General features: G+C 66.2%; 10 protein-coding genes and 2 pseudogenes. 1 reads left to right on the plus strand and 11 read right to left on the minus strand.

Going from position 1 to position 17,499, the window contains the following annotated elements; all coding sequences use genetic code 11:
- Positions 1 to 42 precede the first annotated feature (42 nt).
- From G6N41_RS20215 to G6N41_RS20245, 9 genes and pseudogenes are all read right to left on the minus strand, one after another.
- The gene (locus G6N41_RS20215; RefSeq protein WP_198965482.1) at positions 43 to 3,405 is read right to left on the minus strand and encodes an ATP-binding protein; all 3,363 of its coding nucleotides are present in this window, start codon (positions 3,403 to 3,405) and stop codon (positions 43 to 45) included.
- A pseudogene (locus G6N41_RS20220) lies at positions 3,398 to 4,093 on the minus strand (DUF4194 domain-containing protein). The gene G6N41_RS20215 and the pseudogene G6N41_RS20220 overlap by 8 nt, the downstream one beginning before the upstream one ends.
- A complete protein-coding gene (locus G6N41_RS20225; RefSeq protein ID WP_198967940.1) occupies positions 4,090 to 5,535 on the minus strand; it encodes a DUF3375 domain-containing protein in 1,446 nt (481 codons plus the stop codon). The pseudogene G6N41_RS20220 and the gene G6N41_RS20225 overlap by 4 nt, the downstream one beginning before the upstream one ends.
- 345 nt (positions 5,536 to 5,880) lie before the next feature.
- A complete protein-coding gene (locus tag G6N41_RS29630; RefSeq protein WP_258035696.1) occupies positions 5,881 to 6,012 on the minus strand; it encodes a hypothetical protein in 132 nt (43 codons plus the stop codon).
- Between the two features lie 223 nt (positions 6,013 to 6,235).
- Positions 6,236 to 6,499, minus strand: a complete 264-nt coding sequence (locus G6N41_RS20230) for a hypothetical protein (RefSeq protein ID WP_198965483.1) — start codon at positions 6,497 to 6,499, stop codon at positions 6,236 to 6,238.
- Between the two features lie 6 nt (positions 6,500 to 6,505).
- Positions 6,506 to 6,988, minus strand: coding sequence for a hypothetical protein (locus G6N41_RS28940; protein ID WP_231608618.1), 483 nt, complete (start codon positions 6,986 to 6,988; stop codon positions 6,506 to 6,508).
- A 389-nt stretch (positions 6,989 to 7,377) separates the two neighbouring features.
- Positions 7,378 to 9,099, minus strand: coding sequence for a WXG100-like domain-containing protein (locus G6N41_RS20235; protein WP_231608619.1), 1,722 nt, complete (start codon positions 9,097 to 9,099; stop codon positions 7,378 to 7,380).
- Positions 9,100 to 9,295: 196 nt separating this feature from the next.
- Positions 9,296 to 11,539: pseudogene (locus tag G6N41_RS20240) on the minus strand (alpha/beta hydrolase-fold protein).
- 36 nt (positions 11,540 to 11,575) lie between these two features.
- Positions 11,576 to 12,703 (minus strand): M24 family metallopeptidase, encoded by a 1,128-nt coding sequence (locus G6N41_RS20245; protein ID WP_198965484.1) that lies wholly within the window; start codon positions 12,701 to 12,703, stop codon positions 11,576 to 11,578.
- A gap of 123 nt (positions 12,704 to 12,826) precedes the next feature.
- On the opposite strand from G6N41_RS20245, the gene G6N41_RS20250 reads away from it, so the two are divergent.
- Complete coding sequence (locus G6N41_RS20250) at positions 12,827 to 13,783, plus strand: 5'-3' exonuclease (RefSeq protein WP_198965485.1); 957 nt, start codon at positions 12,827 to 12,829, stop codon at positions 13,781 to 13,783.
- A 12-nt stretch (positions 13,784 to 13,795) separates the two neighbouring features.
- Here the strand turns inward: G6N41_RS20250 and G6N41_RS20255 are convergent, their stop codons facing one another.
- Entirely contained in the window at positions 13,796 to 14,632 is an 837-nt protein-coding gene (locus tag G6N41_RS20255) for a DUF4333 domain-containing protein (protein WP_198965486.1), read from the minus strand.
- 106 nt (positions 14,633 to 14,738) lie between these two features.
- On the minus strand, positions 14,739 to 17,495 hold the full coding sequence (locus tag G6N41_RS20260; RefSeq protein ID WP_198967941.1) for a DEAD/DEAH box helicase: 2,757 nt from the start codon (positions 17,493 to 17,495) through the stop codon (positions 14,739 to 14,741).
- Between the last annotated feature and the right edge of the window lie 4 nt (positions 17,496 to 17,499).

The following is a 17,499-nucleotide window of genomic DNA, read 5'->3' on the forward strand; positions in this document are numbered from 1 at the left end:
CGCGGAGCGCCACAACCAGCCACCGAACCAGTCCGGTGTGCATCACACCCCGGCTGGTACTCGTTCCGCCGTCTTGCGCATCTCTTGTCGCAGCGACGTGAACTCCGAGATCGTCCTGGTCACCACCGACGCCACCGGTCGCGCGTTGCCGCCGGTGGGTTCGGTTTTGGACACCATCACCACGCTGTCGATGTAGGGCTCGATGGTGGTGGCGTTCTGCACCGTCGCGACGATCACCAGCTGGAAGCCGAACTTTCGGAATGCGTGCAGCGCCTGCTGCGCGAATTGGGGGTCGGACTTCGAGAACGCCTCGTCGAGCATCAGCTGCGCGAAAACCGTTTTGTTGTTGTCACTTTCGGGGCTGGCCAGGTTGAAGCTGAGCGCGCCGGCGAGGCAGAACGCCATCAACTTCTCCTGCTCGCCACCGGAGTTGTCGCCGGCGTTGCTGTGCGTACGGATCAGTTCCTCGGTGTCGACGTCCCATTCGGCGCAGTCGAACGTGAACCGGTTGCGCACGTCGAGCGCGTCGCGCGTCCACGCCTTGTCCTCCGGCGCCGTGGAGGCCAGCCGGTTGCGTAGTCGGAGGATGTCGGCGTACTGGTCGAGGATCGCCTGCTTGTCGCCCAGCCCGACCTCGGCGATGCGTCGCGAGATGGACCGCACGATCTGGGTCAGCTCATCCACCGCTACCAGGTGCCGCGGGGTCGCCCGCAGCGTCAGCCTGGTGCCACGGTTGAACTCCACCGCCGCCAAACCCGTGTTGACGCGGTCGATCTGGCCGCTGATCCGTCGCGCCTCCTGGTCGGCGACGCGGTGCAGCGTGAGGATCGCATCGGGCGCCTGCTCGCTGACCAGCCGCATCATCCGCTCGTAGGCTTCGGGAAGTTCGCGTTCGTCAATGTGACGGCACAGCGCGACGTAGTCGTGCACGCGCTCGTCAAAATCGTCGGAGTCATTCGGAATCGCGTCGGGGAACGACGTGTCGAACGTGTTCAGGATGCGGGCCAATTCGTCATAGGAGCGACGGCGGCTTTCACGCAGTTGTTCACTTTCCTTCTTGATCGCGGCGAACAGCGCATCGCGGTGAGGTTCCGGGTCGAGCAGCTCTAGCGCGACGGGCAGCTGTGCGGCGTAGCGCTGCAGCAGCTCTGTCAACGGCTCGGACACGAACGCCGGGGACAGCCGCTCCTGTAGCTCCAGCAGCCGGGTGCGCCGCTCGTCGAGGCTGTCGCGGCGGGTCTGGATCGCGCCGCGGCGCGTCATCAGTTTCTGAATCTGCGACCAGCATTCGTCGGCGCGGGCGTTGAGCGCCTCGATGTCGGGATTGTCGGCCATCAGCAGTTCGTACTGCTCGCGCCGCCGCTCGGCATGCCCGTCGGCGGTCTCGGTGTCGATCTGACTCCATTGCGGGTATTGCTCGCAGATCGCCTTGCACGCCGCCGCCCGGTCGCGCCACTGCTGGCGCTGGGCGGCGATGTCGTCGGCGGTGCGGCGGGCCTTCTGATAGGCCTCCTCGGTGGCCGCCAGCTCGACGGTCAGCGCGTTGATCTTCGCGGTGACGTCGCCCTGGTAGAGGTACTCGGACAGCTTGACCGGTCGCCGGTCATCCTTGACGGCCAGCCGGTCGGAGTCCTTGTACAGCCCCGTGTCGGTGACCGCGCGGCGGAACCGCGAGAATACGTCGGGGGTATCGACGCACACGTGGTCGCCGGCTCCGGTGATGACATCGACAGCTTCGGCGGCACAAAGATGCTTCGGATCGACGGGGAAAAGCTTGCCCGCCAACGTGTTCGGCTCGGGCTCAGCAGGTTCGGCGCCGAGGAACTTCGCCCGCACGTGGTGCAGCTGCAGTCGGCCCCGCATGTCAGTCTCGTTGACGAACCGCAGCACCTTCTCCCAATGCTGGTCGGGCACCAGTAGCCGCAGGCCCACCCCGCGCAGCACCTTCTCGACAGCGAGGCGCCAGCGGGTCTGGCCGGGCCTGAGATCCAGCAGTTCGGCGATGTAGGGCAGCTCGGTGGCGTCGACTTTGATTGCAGCGCAGATGTGGTCGCGCATCGCGAGCGCGAACTCCGGCAGCGCCGAACCGACGTGTTCGACGCGCTTGAGCCCCTTGGCGACATCGTCGCGGGCGATGCGGGCAGCCTTCTGCGCGTACTCGGCGTCGGTGGATGCCTCTCGGTTTCGTTCGACCTTGGCAAGCAGTTCGGTGGCCTGCGCGAGCAGTTCCTCGCGAAGGTTCCAGAACTCGTCTGCGGTGTCGGGTATTTCGATACCCTGGGCGGCCAGCATGTCCTCGTAGGTCGTTCGGCGGCGCTCCACCTGCTCGGCCTCGGTCTCCGCGGCGGTGACCTGCGATTGCAGCGGAGCGATGTTCGCGCTGGAACCGCTGATCTGCGCGTTGAGCGAATCCGCCTCGGCCTTGGCCAGATTGAGGCTGCGGGTAACGTCCTCGTATTCGTTCTCGAGCTGGTCGACGGTGCCGTCGAGCGTGGCGATCTGGGCGGGACATTGCGCAAGCCGGGCGTGGTCGGTGTAGGCGCGCACCATCGGCGCGTCGACGAGGTCGATGATGCCGAGGTCGGAGGACTCCGAGGCGTAGCGCTGCTGGATCTGTTCGATATCGCCCAGGATCTTGCGTTTCTTCTGCGCAACGGCCAGCAGTTCGCGAGCCTCGACCAGGGGGTCGATCTGCTTGAGCGCCTCGGGCAGCCGGGCCAGGCTGTCGGGTTCGTCGAGCATGAATTCGCGGACGAATTGCTGCAGCCCACCAACGCTTTTCAGCGACTTGGCCTTACCGAGCAGCTGCTGGGCGGCGTCGGACGCGCGAATGCCGATCGCCGCGTAGAGCTGAGCGAGGTACTGCGATTCGACCTTGGTGGAAAACCGCCAGTCTTCTTTGAAGACTCCTGCGTCGAAACGGCCGGAGGCCCAGCGGTTGCAGACTTCCTCGATGTCGAGGTCACCGTCACCGAGCACGAAGCGGCTCGACGAGTCGTTGCGGGACTCGCCCGTCAGCCATTTGAGCACCAGGCCGGTGACGGTGCGGCCGGAGTCACTGGCGTAGGTGACGGCCACGGCCGACCAGGCGGTGCCGTCGCCGCGCAGATACATCACCCGGCTGGTGCCGCCGTCGCTGCGCTGGCCCCAGGCGCCGCGGACGTACTTGTCGACAGTCCGGCGCCCGGCGCCGGATCCCGCGGCGGTGTTGTCTCCGGACGCGTTGAAGTTGCGGCGGTTGAACGGCAGGAATCCCAGCGAAATCGCACCCAGCAGTACCGATTTGCCGCTGCCGGAGGCTCCGGCGATGAGTGCGCCGCCTACACTGAACGGGATCGAGTGGTAGCCGTCGAACACGCCCCAGTTGATGACCTGCAGCCGAGACAGGTGGAACTGTTCAGTCACCTTCGGGTTCTTCTTCCTCTGCTGGCGCACCGCCGTTGAGCAGCTGCTCGAACTGCTGCTGCAGCTCGGTGATCACCGAGGCAGTCATCACGGCGGTGATGACGGGGCTGATCGTGTAGCTGTCCTCGTCGTCGCGGGTCTTGCGCAGGATCTCCAGGCCGGTCAGCCGGGCGATGGCGCCGTCGATGCGGCCGGCGAACGAGACCGCGTCGCGGTCGGTGTCGTTGAGCACCCCGGAGAATAGGCCGTGCATCTCCTCACGGCTGATCAGGACGGTCTGCCCACCGGAGGCACGCATCATCTGGGCCAGGTGCAGGGCAAGGCTCGAGTCGTAGGTGCCGAGCGGCTCGCGGCGTAAAAGCTTGATTCCCCTCGCAGACTCGTAGCGGGCCTGTTCGACGAAGGCGACATCGGCGGCGTCGACGATGCGCAGCAGCAAGTCGAGTTCGGAGAGCCGGACGGCCAGGTCCTTGCGGTATTCAAGCACCCAACTGTAGACGTCGGCGTCGGCTTCGGCGCTGATGTAGCGGCGGGTAAGCAGGTGCTGCAGGACCTAGCAGGCCCGGTCCGGCAGTTCGGAGACGTCGCCGTCGCAGCGCGGCCGGCGCTGAACGGGTGGGCGGGCGTTCTGGTCGACCTGAGGGAGTGAGGAGAAGTCGATGTCGACTTCATCATCTTGGAGGGTCAAGTGCTGGCTCCGGCGATGGTGTTGATGGGTTCGGTGAATGTCAAACGAGGTACCGCGATTTCGAGATCACGGCCGTCCAGGGAGCGGAAGCGGACGGCGGTCGACTCAGCGGTGTCGGGGTTGGGCTGTTTGAGGGCCCAGGACCACAGCACGATGACGTGGCCCAGGTAGGCGGTGTCGAGCATGGCGACGGCGTCGGGTAGCGCGACAGGCCCCGCGGTGATCGCGTGGTTGAGCATGTCGGACATCGCGGGCGCGTCGACCTGGGTGGTGAAGGCGGCGAAGCTGGTGAGGTCGACCTCGGTGTCGCCGGGTTTGGCGGGCTTGGGGTTGGACAGGTCACCGATCCGGAAGCCGAGGGCACCGACGGAACTGATGGCGTGCCGCGCCAGCGGGACCTCGATGTCCAGGCGTGAGTCGGTGAACGACGACTTGAGCAGGGCGCGGGCTGCGGCGATGGCTTCGTTGAGTTGGCTGGCGACACCGCGGCTCTGTTCCATGGTGCCGAACGCGGTGAAGCGTTTGACGCGCTGGGCGCAGCGTTGCTGGATGCGCTCGACTTCGTCGATCTGATGGCCGACGAGCTCGAAGAAGCCGGCCATGACCTTGCGCAGGGCCGGGTCGAGGGTGGGCAGGGCGTCGGCGACGGCGGCGACGTCGGCCTCGAACTCGGCGCGTTGGTCGGGGTCGTTGATCATGCGCAGGAAGGCGCGGTGGGAGTCACGGCCCTGGGAGTCCCATGCGGCCTGGTAGTCGCTGTACATCTGGCGTTGGCGGTCGCGGTACTCGGCGTTGGAATCGATGGGTTCATCGAGGGCGGAAGTGGCCCGCTCGATCATCGTGCCGTACTGGCCGATATCGGTGATCAGGCGTTCCATCTGCAGGGCGATCGCCCGGGCCTCGTCGTAGCAGTCGGTGACATCGGTTTGGGGACGCTGGCCGGCATCGAGCTGGTCAAGCTCCTCGTGGGGCGCGGCGATTTCGGCTTCGATGTGTTTGCGGATGCGGGCGGGGTCGTTATCCACTTTGACGGCCACTTGCTTGAGGCGCGCGGCGATCCCCGTAATCGAGCCGCCGGTGGCGATGGTGTCCTGGCGACGCAAGCCGCGGAGAAAGTCCAGCGCCCGGCGAGCGTCCTGGGTCAGATAGCAGACATTCTGGCCGTGGCGCTCGTCGACGATGCGGTGCAGCCAGCCCTGCGCGGCCCAGGACTTGATCAGGGCGAGCCCGGGCTGCGGATCGTTGACGTCTTCGACGTCGCGCTCGAGCTGTACGACGAGCTCAGTCTCAGACAGCGCCCCGTCGCTGAGGTGGCGCTCCATGAGCGTCGCGTAAAGGCTGAGGTTGGTGGTGGCGAGCAGGCGAATGGCGCGAGAACCCTGCAAGTCGCGATTGAGATCGAGCAGCTCGGTCGCCGACAGTCCCGCGTTGTCGTCGTGCATCTGCGTCCTCGATCTGTAGTTGGTCGGACGCCTCAACATAGGGCAAGAGGGCGACATCTCTGGTGTGGGCCCAGTCCGTGTCGGGCGGGATTTTCGTCAACGCGCATGTTTACCGACGTCAGCGGAATGTTCGCTCTCCCAAGGCTTGCGCCGACTCAGCGAACTTGTGGTGTCTCTGTGGATTGTGAGGCCTGTGGTGCTTTCGGGGTGTGCACGCCAGCGCGCACCAAGCCCGGCGTTCGTCGGCACACCAGCTGAGCGTCACCGTGACGAACCTCCCGGTATGCCCGGCGGCGCGCGTTGATCGATGGCAACAGAGATGGACCCGTGTTGTTGGACGGCGGGTTAGGTGGCGCCGGCGCAGGCGTCGGGGGCCAGGAACGCAGCAAGCTTTGCCTCGGCGCCGATATCAAGGTAATTCGGTAGCCCATCGGCCACCCCGATGGCAACGACCTCCACCGCAAAATTCGCCAACATCTACCAAAGTCAATGGCACGTATTATTCATCCCATATTTAACCCATCAGAAGGGCACGACCGAATATCCACAGAGGCCCTTCTCGCGCCGCTATCGCAATGCACCAAAATTCCCTTCAAACCAATGTCAGGGCAAATGAGTCTTCGAATCTATCCTTATGTTGATGAATTGATCCGCTCATGACTTCAATGCAGGTCTGACCAATGCCCAGAATGGCACCACATCACACCGGCGTCCCCCTGTTGCTGCCAGGCCGCTGCAGGAGCAAGTCATCGTGTTCACGGCGCCGACAAGCCTCGATGAAGGCAATTGCCGCCGAGCTGTCGCGCAAGAAATTATCGTATTGGTCTCGAGTAAGATCGTAATACTCCTCGTAGTCAACGATCCCGTTGCTGACCGGTATCGATGCGTAGTACCGGCCGGAAGTGGATTCGATGCCAATCGAGTATCTGTCTTCTCGTGAAAAATATGTGTCATCAAACTTCATTCGATCTCATTTCTCCTCGAAGACATCCGTGACAGTGTAGTCACCCTGGGGGATTTTTCCGCCGTCCACAACCGCCTCTGAGGCGCCAGTGGGCAGGCGCCCTCCCGGAATCCATTGTTCGTTGGCACCCGCTTCATTACCGGAAGGAATCCGGAGGTTAAATTGCCGAGGATCCTCTATGTCGATCCTGACGATCTGGTTTGAGTCGAGAAATCCCTCGGGCAAGCCCAATTCTTCCTCCATAAGACGCAAGTCACCGCCCGTGCCCGCGATCATAGCGTCGGCTTCGCTTTTTGGCATTACAAATGAGGTGCCGTCACGTTGGGCGATCCCATATTTATCGAGATTGCTTTCCGGAATAAATCGGGTCGCGCCGTCGGTGAATCTGTCGAGACGACCCTGAATATATTCGGGTGATAAGTACTCGGATGGGTCGGGGCGACTCCCCTTTGGCATCGCGATGATTTCGTCACGCTTCTCCGCGCTCAATCCGTGACCTGACACATCGTCCCCGTGGGCATCACCTCCATCTGCAGTCCCATGAGCCGTGCCGTCGCGCGGTGGTTCAGCGTCGCGAGCGCCGTGGGACGCGTCGCCCGGTCCATGTGGGCCACCGCCGTGCGGGGGCAATCCGTGCGGATGTCCCCCGGACGGACCGGCGTCGCCAAGCCCGTGTGGAACACCGCCGTGCGGCGCTGATAGCTCGGCCGGGCGACCCGCGCCGGTCATCACGTGGGCCTCGGGCGCGGCCGGTATTGCGGCCGGTGCCGAATGAGCGCCAGCAGGTACCGGCCCAGCGGCAGCGCCGACGGGAACACCCGGCGCTCGTGCCGGTTCACCCACGTGCGGGGTGACCGGCGACACCCGCTCACCCGGCGTCACCGCCGTTGCTGCTGGATGAGATCCGGCCACTGGCGCCGATGCCGGGTCATGCGGGCCGAACGCAGGTTCGGACCTGCCAGGGACGACCGAACCGGGCGCCCCGGAAGGCGCCTCGAGGGCCGGCTTGCCGGGCGGCACCGATTCCACTGGACGCGGCGTCGGCTCGGCCGGGGCACCTGCCGGCTTCGGGGGCGGCAGGGCCACCGGGCGACCGCCGACGGGGGGATCAGCCTGGGTAGATCACCGCCCAGATTTGCCAGATCCTCGGTCAGACCACGACCGGTCCTGCCGATGTCGCCCAGTGTGCGGCCGGCGCCCGCGAGGTCACCAACCTCACCGGCCAGTCGACCACCCCGACCGACTGCCGCAGCGGCATCGGCCCCCTCGCCACCAACCTCGGCTGCCCGCGCGGCTCCCGCAGCGCCCTTGGCACCCGCGCCGGCTCCCCCGGCTCCCGGAACAAATAGTGTCGCGACGTCGAACAAGTTTCCCCCGAAACCCAGTCCCGGCCGATCGCGGCGCCAATCCTCAAGGTGGAGAAGTCCTTTGACCATCTCTTTGTCCGCGGCGACTGCCTCCTCAGGGTTAAGCAAGTGGTTGATCAATCCCGTCTTGGTCATGGCCTTCCAGGTTTCCGCCGCCCCCTGCGGGTCGATCAGGAAACGTTGCGGGTTGAGCTGCTCGATGCCTTCCACCATCCCGACAGCGGCTTTGAAAACTCCTTCCTGCGTATTGGTGTAGGTGTCGAACACGGTCGCCAGTGGATTGCCGACGTCTTGACCGAGGAACTGGGTGAGCTGACCGCGCACGTAGCGCTGCATTCCCACCACCAAGCCGTCGATGGCCTGCATCCCTTGCTGCATCAGCTGCTGTTGAGCGCGGGCCTGACGCCCCAGGTTGTTCAGCACGGCCTGGATGTCCTTGGCGATCTCTTTGATCTCGTCGAGCACATCACCCTCGAAAAGGGCCGCCACCTGATTCCACAGCCCCGAGACGGACCCGAATCGATCCAACAGATCCCGGATCGCGTTCTGGGTGTCGGCCACCTCATCGGCGAAATCGTCGAGCGCGCCGGCCAGTTTCTGGCACTGTGCCCCCACCCCGGCCAGATCGGAGCCGATGGCCGATAGGACCTGCTGAATCTGTGCGCCTTCGGGAATCTCTTGTCCGGCCACCACCGATTTCGGAGAGTTCAGTGCGCCCTGCACGCCGTTGAGGGCCGCCGCGAATTCGCGCCAGTGCCCCGCGGCCGCGTGCAAACCCGCGACGTCCCCGTTGGGCCACAGGTCACCGACGAAAGCCTCGACCACCGACCACAACGCCGGAGCAAGCACCCCGGAACCCAGCGTCCCCGGCGCTCCGGGAGCCGTGAACTGCGCCGGTTCCGACGGCGCAGGCAAGACGCCGGCTCCCCCGCCCAGCGTCGAGGCCGCCTCGGCAGCCGAGTAGTTCGACGCGGAGAGCTGAATCTTGGCGCCGTTGTGGCGCAAAGCGTTGATCCCGGCCCCCGCCGCTTTCACCAACGACTCCGCCGCGTCCTGATAAGCCAGCCCGAACACCTCGCCGGCCGCATCCTGACCGGTGTTGGCCGAAAAGCCCGTGGTCAGCGAGCTCAATGCCGCCGCCAAGGCATCGCCCGCGGCGGCCACAGCACTGCCGGCACCCGACAGCGCCTCGGGATCAACCGACAACGGAGCCACGCCCGGATTTTTGCCCAAAGCGCCGCGTCGCGGTATTCACCCTGTTTTTGCGCGCTAAATCTAGCGACGCCCGGTGGGGAGCACCAGCCACCAGTCCACAGCCCCTAGCAAGGGGTGCGCGGACAACGCGTGGCCGATGACGTCAACGCCAAGGACGCCACAATGAAGGCCCGCTGCGCCGGCGGCTAGCCGGCCCATTACCCGCCGCAACGCCTCAGCTACGCGTCAACGTAATACTATGCCGCCCAACAGGAACCGACACCGTCGTACCTACTGGCTGATCATCCAGCTTCACCTCCACCCCGGCGGGCAACGCGCCAAGCGTGATCTGTGCGGCGGTGTCGGTAGCCACCTGAATCGTCGATGACTGCAGCGAGGCCAACCCCGCGCGCTTGACGTCGACGGTCAGGCTGGCCACCCCGGTGAGCCGCAGGGTGAGATACGGCAGCTCGTCCACGGGCCCTCCCACCTGCCAATCCAGCTCGGTGTAGAGGCCAGGTGTGGGATCGAAATGCGGAACGAAACCGCGATGGCGCCGAATGCTGTGCATCGGGTCCGGTCGGGCATAGGAACGGGCATCGACCTCGGCGGTGGCCCCGCGGCGCGCCGTCACCGCGGGGTCGGCGGTCAGCTCCGACAACCACCACACCTGGTGCGGCCCGATCCCCAAATCGGCCCGCACCAACTGCGGATACGACGCAAAGGTGATGTGCCCCGGATCCGATTGGCGCAGGCCGGTTCCCATGTGCGCGATCGGATCGTTGAACTTGTCCTGCAGGATCCAGGCGATGTGGTATTCGAACGGATAGACGGTAAATCGGTGCCGGTAGCCGAGGCGGTCCAGCTCGAGCACCTGCTCGGCCACCGACGGGAACGGCACCAGCTCGTCGAGCAGACCATGGGCGATCACAAGCGGCAGCCAGCGCGCGTTGCCCAGTAGCTCCCAGCTATCGCCCTCCCGGGCGCAGGGCGAGTCCAGGTTGAAATCGGCCGGGATGTCGACGTTGGGCACCAGGCGCACCCCACACGTCGGCGGCCCGGCCAGCACAACTGTCTGGGCAAACACCTCGGGATAGGTCAAGCCCAGCTTGTAAGCGCCGTAGCCGCCCATCGAATAGCCAGAAACCACCGTGCGGTTGGGATCGGTCCCCAACTGCTCGGCCACCCGCGCCCAGACCTCCCACACGTCGAGTTCACCGGCGCCGAAGTACCAAGTGGACGGACCACGCGCCAGCGGGGTGACCACCACCGAGCCTCGGGTTTCGCAAACCTCGTGCAGCAGGCGCGGATCGATCGAAGCGAACTGGTTTTGCCCCAGCGCAAGCGAATGCAGCAGCAAGGTAAGCGGCATCGCGCGGCCGGGAGCATAGGTCGAGGGCAAGCACACCGAGTACGGCTGCACCCGGCCCAGAAACTGCGGATCGGTGTCCAGAACGTTTCCCGCAGCCACACCCTGCCCGAGCTCCACCGAGGACACATACCAGCGCGTCGAGGGACCGGTGATCACCGGTTCGGGTGCGGTTTCGCGGCCTGCCAACTGGTCCCACGCCACGGCTACCCCGAATTCCGAAACGTCACCACTGGTCAGCGCGGCAGCTTGGGCCTCGTCGGACCAGAAGTTCAGATGCGGCTGCTCCTGATCGTGGGTGCGAAACGCCACGTTGTAGACGTTGGGCTGGCCCGGCAGGGCACCCCGTTCGGCGGGCACGTCGGCGAACCCGTCCCCCGCCGCGTTAGCCAATCCGGCGGCCAGCCGAACCGTCCAAGTCCCCGACGGCTCCACCACCGACCGCGGCACCCGCGCCAGAAACGACCGTGCCGGCAGGTCGACGCTGTGTTCGACGGGAGTCTGCACGTGCGTGACCAGATCGATCAGCCGGGCGCTGCGCCCCGAGATCAGCAGCGCCATGTCGATGCCCTACGAGCGCACACCGGCCCCAGCCGGCCAGTCCGCTGACGCGCTACGGCTGCGATCGGTGTCGAAGGTGAACAGCGCGACTGGCACGGTGGCGTCCTGCAGCGTGTTCCAGTCGACGCGCCACCGGGTGTGCGTCTCGGTGAGCCCGATCGCCACGCGAAAAATGTCGGCGCCGTTGCCGGCCGCTGGACCATCGGGATAGACGTAAGTGCCCCGCGGCGGCGCCTGGATCTTCAGATCGCCGACCGGCAGACCCGTCGCGCCATAATCGTCGTAGATGAAGTCGGTCCAAAACAGCGCCCCGCCGGCCAGGCGAGCGGCGCCACACGTACGCGGGAATTCCTCGCCGAACGGCCATCCCGCCGGTACCGGAAGCGTCGGCTCAGGCCGTCGCGCGGCCGGTGGCACCCCCTCGGGCATCCCGTCGACCACGATGAGTTCGGCCGGGGGTGTCGGCGGACGTTGCCCCACGGGCACCACGGCCTCGGCAACGCTACGCGCGATACGAAAAGGAAGCAGCGCTAGATCCACCAATGACACCCCACCAACCTACTTGGCGCAGCCGACATCTGGACGCTAAGACACCGGCACCACCATCAGCTCGTGCGGCCGATTGTTGACCGATAGCGCACCGTTTTCGGTAACCACCACGATGTCCTCGATGCGGGCTCCCCACCGGCCCGGAAAGTAGATGCCCGGCTCGACCGAGAACGCCATGCCCGCGACCAGCGGCAACTCGTTGCCGGCGACGATATAGGGCTCCTCATGCACACACAGCCCGATACCGTGTCCGGTGCGGTGCACAAAGTATTCGGCCAATCCGGCGTCGGCCAGCACGTCACGGGCGGCAGCGTCGACCTGTGCCGCCGTAACCCCCGGACGGACCGCATCAACGGCCGCACGCTGAGCCCGCTGCAGGGTCGAATACTGTTGTGCCACATCAGGACTAGGGTCGCCGATGCTGTAGGTTCGGGTCGAGTCCGAGTAGTATCCGGGCTCGTATGTCCCCCCGATATCGACCACGACAATGTCGCCGACCTGCAACTTTCGGTCCGAATATCCGTGGTGCGGATCGGCGCCATGTGGACCGGATCCGACGATGACGAATGCCACTTCCGAATGCCCCTCGGCGACAATCGCTTCGGCAATGTCGGCGGCAACCTGTGCCTCGGTGCGGCCGGGCACCAGAAACTCCGGTACCCGGGCATGCACCCGATCAATGGCGGCGCCGGCCTTGGCCAGCGCGTCCACCTCGGCCGCCTCCTTGACCATCCGCAGCTGACGCAGCACATCGGTAGCCAATACCGGCAGCACCCCCAGCGCATCGGCCAGCGGCAACAAGTGCAAGGCCGGCATCGAATCGGTAACCGCAGTAGCTGCGGGCGCACCCCCCAACGCCTCGGCCACCAGCTGGTACGGGTCATCGCCGTCAACCCAATCGCGCACGCACACGCCCAAATCCGATGCGGCCGACTCCTTGAGCGACGCGAGCTCCAAGCGCGGCAAGACGATGGTCGGCACCCCAGAAGCGGGCAACACCAGCGCGGTGAGCCGCTCGAACGTATCGGCGCGCGAGCCGATGAGATAGCGCAGGTCATAGCCCGGAGTGATGAACAGACCGGCCAGGCCGGCCTGCTCGGTCGCGGCCGCCGCCGCGGCCAAACGTCGCGCGTACACCGCGGTGTCGAATCGCCCAGAATCCATGCCAGCCAGGCTAATGCCCGGCGACTGGCGGATGCGCGGTTGCCAACCTCATCCTCACCCGCTGCGCGCCCACATCGTCGCCAGGGTGACCGCCCCCGCACCGGCGCTGGCAGGATAGCCCGCATGCCTGCACCCCTGCTGTTGCTGGATGGAGCCAGCATGTGGTTCCGCTCCTACTTCGGCGTTCCTTCGTCGATCACCGCTCCGGATGGCCGGCCGGTCAACGCCGTCCGCGGATTCATCGACTCCATTGCGGTGGTGATCACCCAGCATCGGCCCAGCCGGCTGGCGGTCTGCCTGGACCTGGACTGGCGCCCGCAATTCCGGGTGGACCTCATCCCGTCCTACAAGGCGCACCGGGTCGCCGAGCCCGAGCCCGCCGGACAGCCCGACGTCGAGGAAGTGCCAGACGAGCTGACTCCGCAGGTCGACATGATCATGGAACTGCTTGACGCCTTCGGAATCCCGGCCGCGGGCGCAGCGGGTTTTGAAGCCGACGATGTGCTGGGAACGCTGGCAGCCCAGGAACAGCAGGACCCGGTGGTCGTGGTCAGCGGGGACCGCGACTTGCTGCAGGTCGTGGCCGACGACCCGGTCCCGGTTCGGGTGCTCTACCTGGGCCGCGGGCTGTCCAAAGCCACGCTGTTCGGGCCCTCCGAGGTCGCCGAACGGTACGGGTTGCCCGCGGAGCGGGCCGGGGCGGCCTATGCCGAGCTGGCCCTGCTGCGCGGCGACCCCTCCGATGGCCTGCCCGGGGTGCCCGGGGTCGGTGAAAAGACCGCGGCCACCTTGCTGGCCCAGCACGGCTCGCTGGATCGGATCGTGGCCGCCGCGCACGACCCCAAGTCCACGATGGCAAAGGGTGTGCGGACGAAACTGCTTGCGGCCTCGGCCTATATCGATGCCGCCCGCTCGGTGGTACGGGTGGCCACCGATGCGCCGGTCACCTTCACGACGCCCACCGACGCGCTGCCGCTGGTTGCCGCCGACCCTCAGCGCACCGCCGAGCTGGCTACCGAATATGGCGTCGGATCGTCGATCGCGCGACTACAGAACGCTCTGGACGCGCTGCCTTCGTAACGCTTCCGACCGCTATTGCGGTCGGCCGACCTCGTAGGTGCCCTTGTTGTCCTGGAAAGTCACGGTCACGTGCTTGGATGCGCCGTCGATGCTGACGGTGCAATCGAAGGTGGCACCCTTCTTGACGGTGGGTTCGGTGCCGTCGTTGCACTTGACGTCTTTGACGTTCTTGGCGCCGTAGCCATTGGTCTCATCGGTCAGAACCTGCTGCACACCGGCATTGGCCTTGCTGACGTCGAGCTTGGTAGTCACGAAGAATCCCGGCACCCAGAACCCGAGCACCAGAATGACGACCACGAAGAGCAGCGCAATTCCGCCGACCACCCCGCCGATGAGCGCCATCGAGCGCTTGGATCCCTGACCCGACTGGTCGTACGGGCTGAATTGGCCCGGGTACTGGCCCGGCTGACCGTATTGCCCCGGTTGCCCTGACTGCCCCGGCTGGCCATATTGACCGGGCTGGCCATATTGACCGGGCTGGCCATATTGACCGGGCTGGCCATATTGACCGGGCTGGCCATATTGACCGGGCTGGCCATATTGACCGGGCTGGCCATATTGACCGGGCTGGCCGAACTGTGGAGGCGCCCCGAACTGGGTGGGCTGGGAACCGAAGTCGGACTGCCCATAGCCGGGTGCGGCCGGGTACTGCTGCGGATAAGCCGGCTCGACAGGTTGCTGGTACTGCTGGTAGTCAGCGGCCGGATACGACGGCGGTTGCCACGACCCTTCCTGGCCTGGCTGCTGCCAGGGCGATCCGGCAGCCATGGTCGGGTCTGAGGAATGGTCACCGCCCTGGCCGGGTGGTTGCCACGACTGTCTAGGATCTGGTCCCTGCGGTCCGCTCATCGTTTCTCCTCAGTTCGTTCGTCTGTCCTGGCCACGAACTGGCCCCAAGTGTCCTCTGGTGGTCCTGCGATCACATTTCCGGATCTAACCGTAGCTGCGGCCCAGCCTACCCGGCGTCAACTGCGACGACGCCGCGCCGGATGTCATTGATCGCGCGCTTTGCGGCGGCCCGCACTTCGGGGTCCGGGGCGGCATTGCGCACCTGGTCAAGCAGGTCGAGCACCTGGCGGCACCAGCGCACGAAATCCCCCGCTGACAAGGGAGAACCGGGGCCCTCGATGTCCGCGGCGGCCAATGCCGCCGACAGGTCCCCGGTGCGCGCCCAGCGATAAACGACGTTGACAAAGCCATCTTCGGGTTCGCGGCTTTGGCCGATCCGGTGCGCTTGTTCGTCGGCACGCAGCGCCACCGACAGCCGCGACGTCTGGATGAGCGCCTGACGCAACCGCGGCGTCGGCGCCTCGACCCCGGGACGGCCACCGCCACCGTCACTGCCGCGCGTTTCGTAGAGCACGCAGGACACCACCGCCGCCAGCTCCGGCGGCTTCAACCCCGCCCACGCGCCGGTGCGCAAGCACTCGGCCACCAACAGATCACTCTCGCTGTAGATCCGCGCCAACAAGCGGCCATCATCGGTGACCCGAGGATCATCGGCTGGGCCGTGGATGTACTCACGCTCGGTGAGCAGGCCGACGATCCGGTCGAACGTGCGAGCCAACGAATTGGTGGCGGCGGCGACCTTGTTCTCCAGCTGCGCGTTGTCCCGTTCGATGCGCAGGTAACGCTCGGCTTGACGGATCTGGCTTTCGACTCCGGGCGCGTTGTGGCAGGGATGCCGGCGCAGTTTTTCGCGGAGCGACGCCAGATCGGGATGGTGCGGCGCTCGCGTCTTCTCGCGGCGGGCCGCCGGCGCCGTCATACCCGCGGCGGCCGACCGCAGTGCCGAGGCCAGATCGCGGCGGACCCGCGGCTGGCGATGTTCGACACGCTTGGGCAGTGTCATCGATCCGACCGGCGGCGACTCGCCGGTGTAGTCGGCCGACGAAATCCGCCCAGCCCACCGGTTTTCGGTCAGCACCAACGGCCTCCGGTCGGAGCTATCGCGGGCGGATTCCAGCACCACTGCCAGCCCGCCACGGCGTCCGTGCGTGATGGTGATTATGTCTCCCTTGCGCAGCGCGGCCAGCGCTTCGCTGGCCTCCTGCCGACGCTGCAGCCGGGATGCACGGGCCTGGGATCGCTCCATCTCGGTCACCCGCGCACGCATCCGGGCATAGTCCAGGATCGGCGCGTCGGGCCCACCGAGCTCGGCGGCCAGCTCGTCGAGCATCTCCTTGCCCCGCTCAATGCCGCGGACCAGGCCCACCACGGATCGGTCGGCCTGGTACTGGGCGAACGATTGTTCCAACAGCCGATGCGCCTGCTCCGGGCCCATGTGCTGCACCAGGTTGATCGTCATGTTGTACGACGGGGCAAACGAACTGCGCAGCGGGAAGGTGCGGGTCGAGGCCAGCCCGGCCACCGCCGACGGATCGGCGTTTTCGTCGGTGGGATGCCAGAGCACGACGGCGTGGCCCTCGACATCGATACCGCGACGACCGGCGCGCCCGGTCAGCTGCGTGTACTCCCCCGGCGTCAGCGGGACGTGCTGCTCACCGTTGAACTTCACCAACCGTTCCAGCACCACGGTGCGCGCGGGCATGTTGATGCCCAGCGCCAAGGTCTCGGTGGCGAAAACGGCTTTGACCAAGCCGGCGGTGAACAGTTCCTCAACGGTGTGCCGAAACGCCGGCAGCATCCCGGCGTGGTGGGCGGCCAGGCCGCGCAGCAGCCCCTCGCGCCACTCGTAGTAGCCCAGTACCGCTAGGTCGTCGTCCTCCAGATCGCCGCACCGGTGATCGGTCACCTCGGCGATTTGGGCGCGTTCCTCCTCGCTGGTCAGCCGCAGCGGTGAACGCAGGCACTGCTGGACCGCCGCATCACAACCAGCCCGGGAGAACACGAATGTGATCGCCGGCAACAGACCCGCCGAATCCAGGGTCGCGATGACGTCCGGGCGGGGCGGCGGGCGGTAAAAGCGCGGCCGGCCCCCTCTGCCGTATCCGCCGCGTCCAGACCGACGCGGCTCCCAGTCCGACATCCGATCCGCCTCGCGGCGATGCGCGATGTGGCGCAACAGGTCCGGGTTGACGCGCGCCTGACGACTCGAACCCGCCGGTTTGTCGGCCTGGTAGTCGAACAGGTCGAACAGGCGCTTGCCCACCAAGACGTGCTGCCACAGCGGTACCGGCCGATGCTCGTCGACCACCACGGTCGTGTCGCCCCGGACGGCTTGGATCCAGCCGCCGAACTCCTCGGCGTTGCTCACGGTCGCGGACAGACTGACCACCCGCACCTCGTCGGGCAGATGCAGGATCACCTCCTCCCACACCGGGCCCCTCATCCGGTCGGCGAGAAAATGCACCTCGTCCATCACCACGTACGACAGCCCCGGTAGCGCGGGAGAATCCGCGTAAAGCATGTTGCGCAGCACCTCGGTGGTCATCACGACCACGGGCGCGTTTGCGTTGACCGCCAGATCACCGGTCAACAACCCGATCTTGTCGCGGCCGTAGCGCGCCGTCAGATCGGTGTGTTTCTGGTTGCTCAGCGCCTTGAGCGGCGTGGTGTAAAAGCACTTGCCGCCCGAAGCCAGCGCCAGGTGCACCGCGAATTCGCCGACCACCGTCTTTCCCGCGCCCGTCGGGGCGCACACCAGCACGCCGTGCCCACCTTCCAGGGCAGCACAGGCGCGCCGTTGGAAGTCATCGAGCGCGAAGGGTAAGTCGGCGGTGAACCGGGCTAGCTCGACCAGCTCTGTCACGCGG

Source organism: Mycobacterium shottsii, assembly GCF_010728525.1.
Taxonomy (GTDB): Bacteria; Actinomycetota; Actinomycetes; order Mycobacteriales; family Mycobacteriaceae; genus Mycobacterium; species Mycobacterium marinum.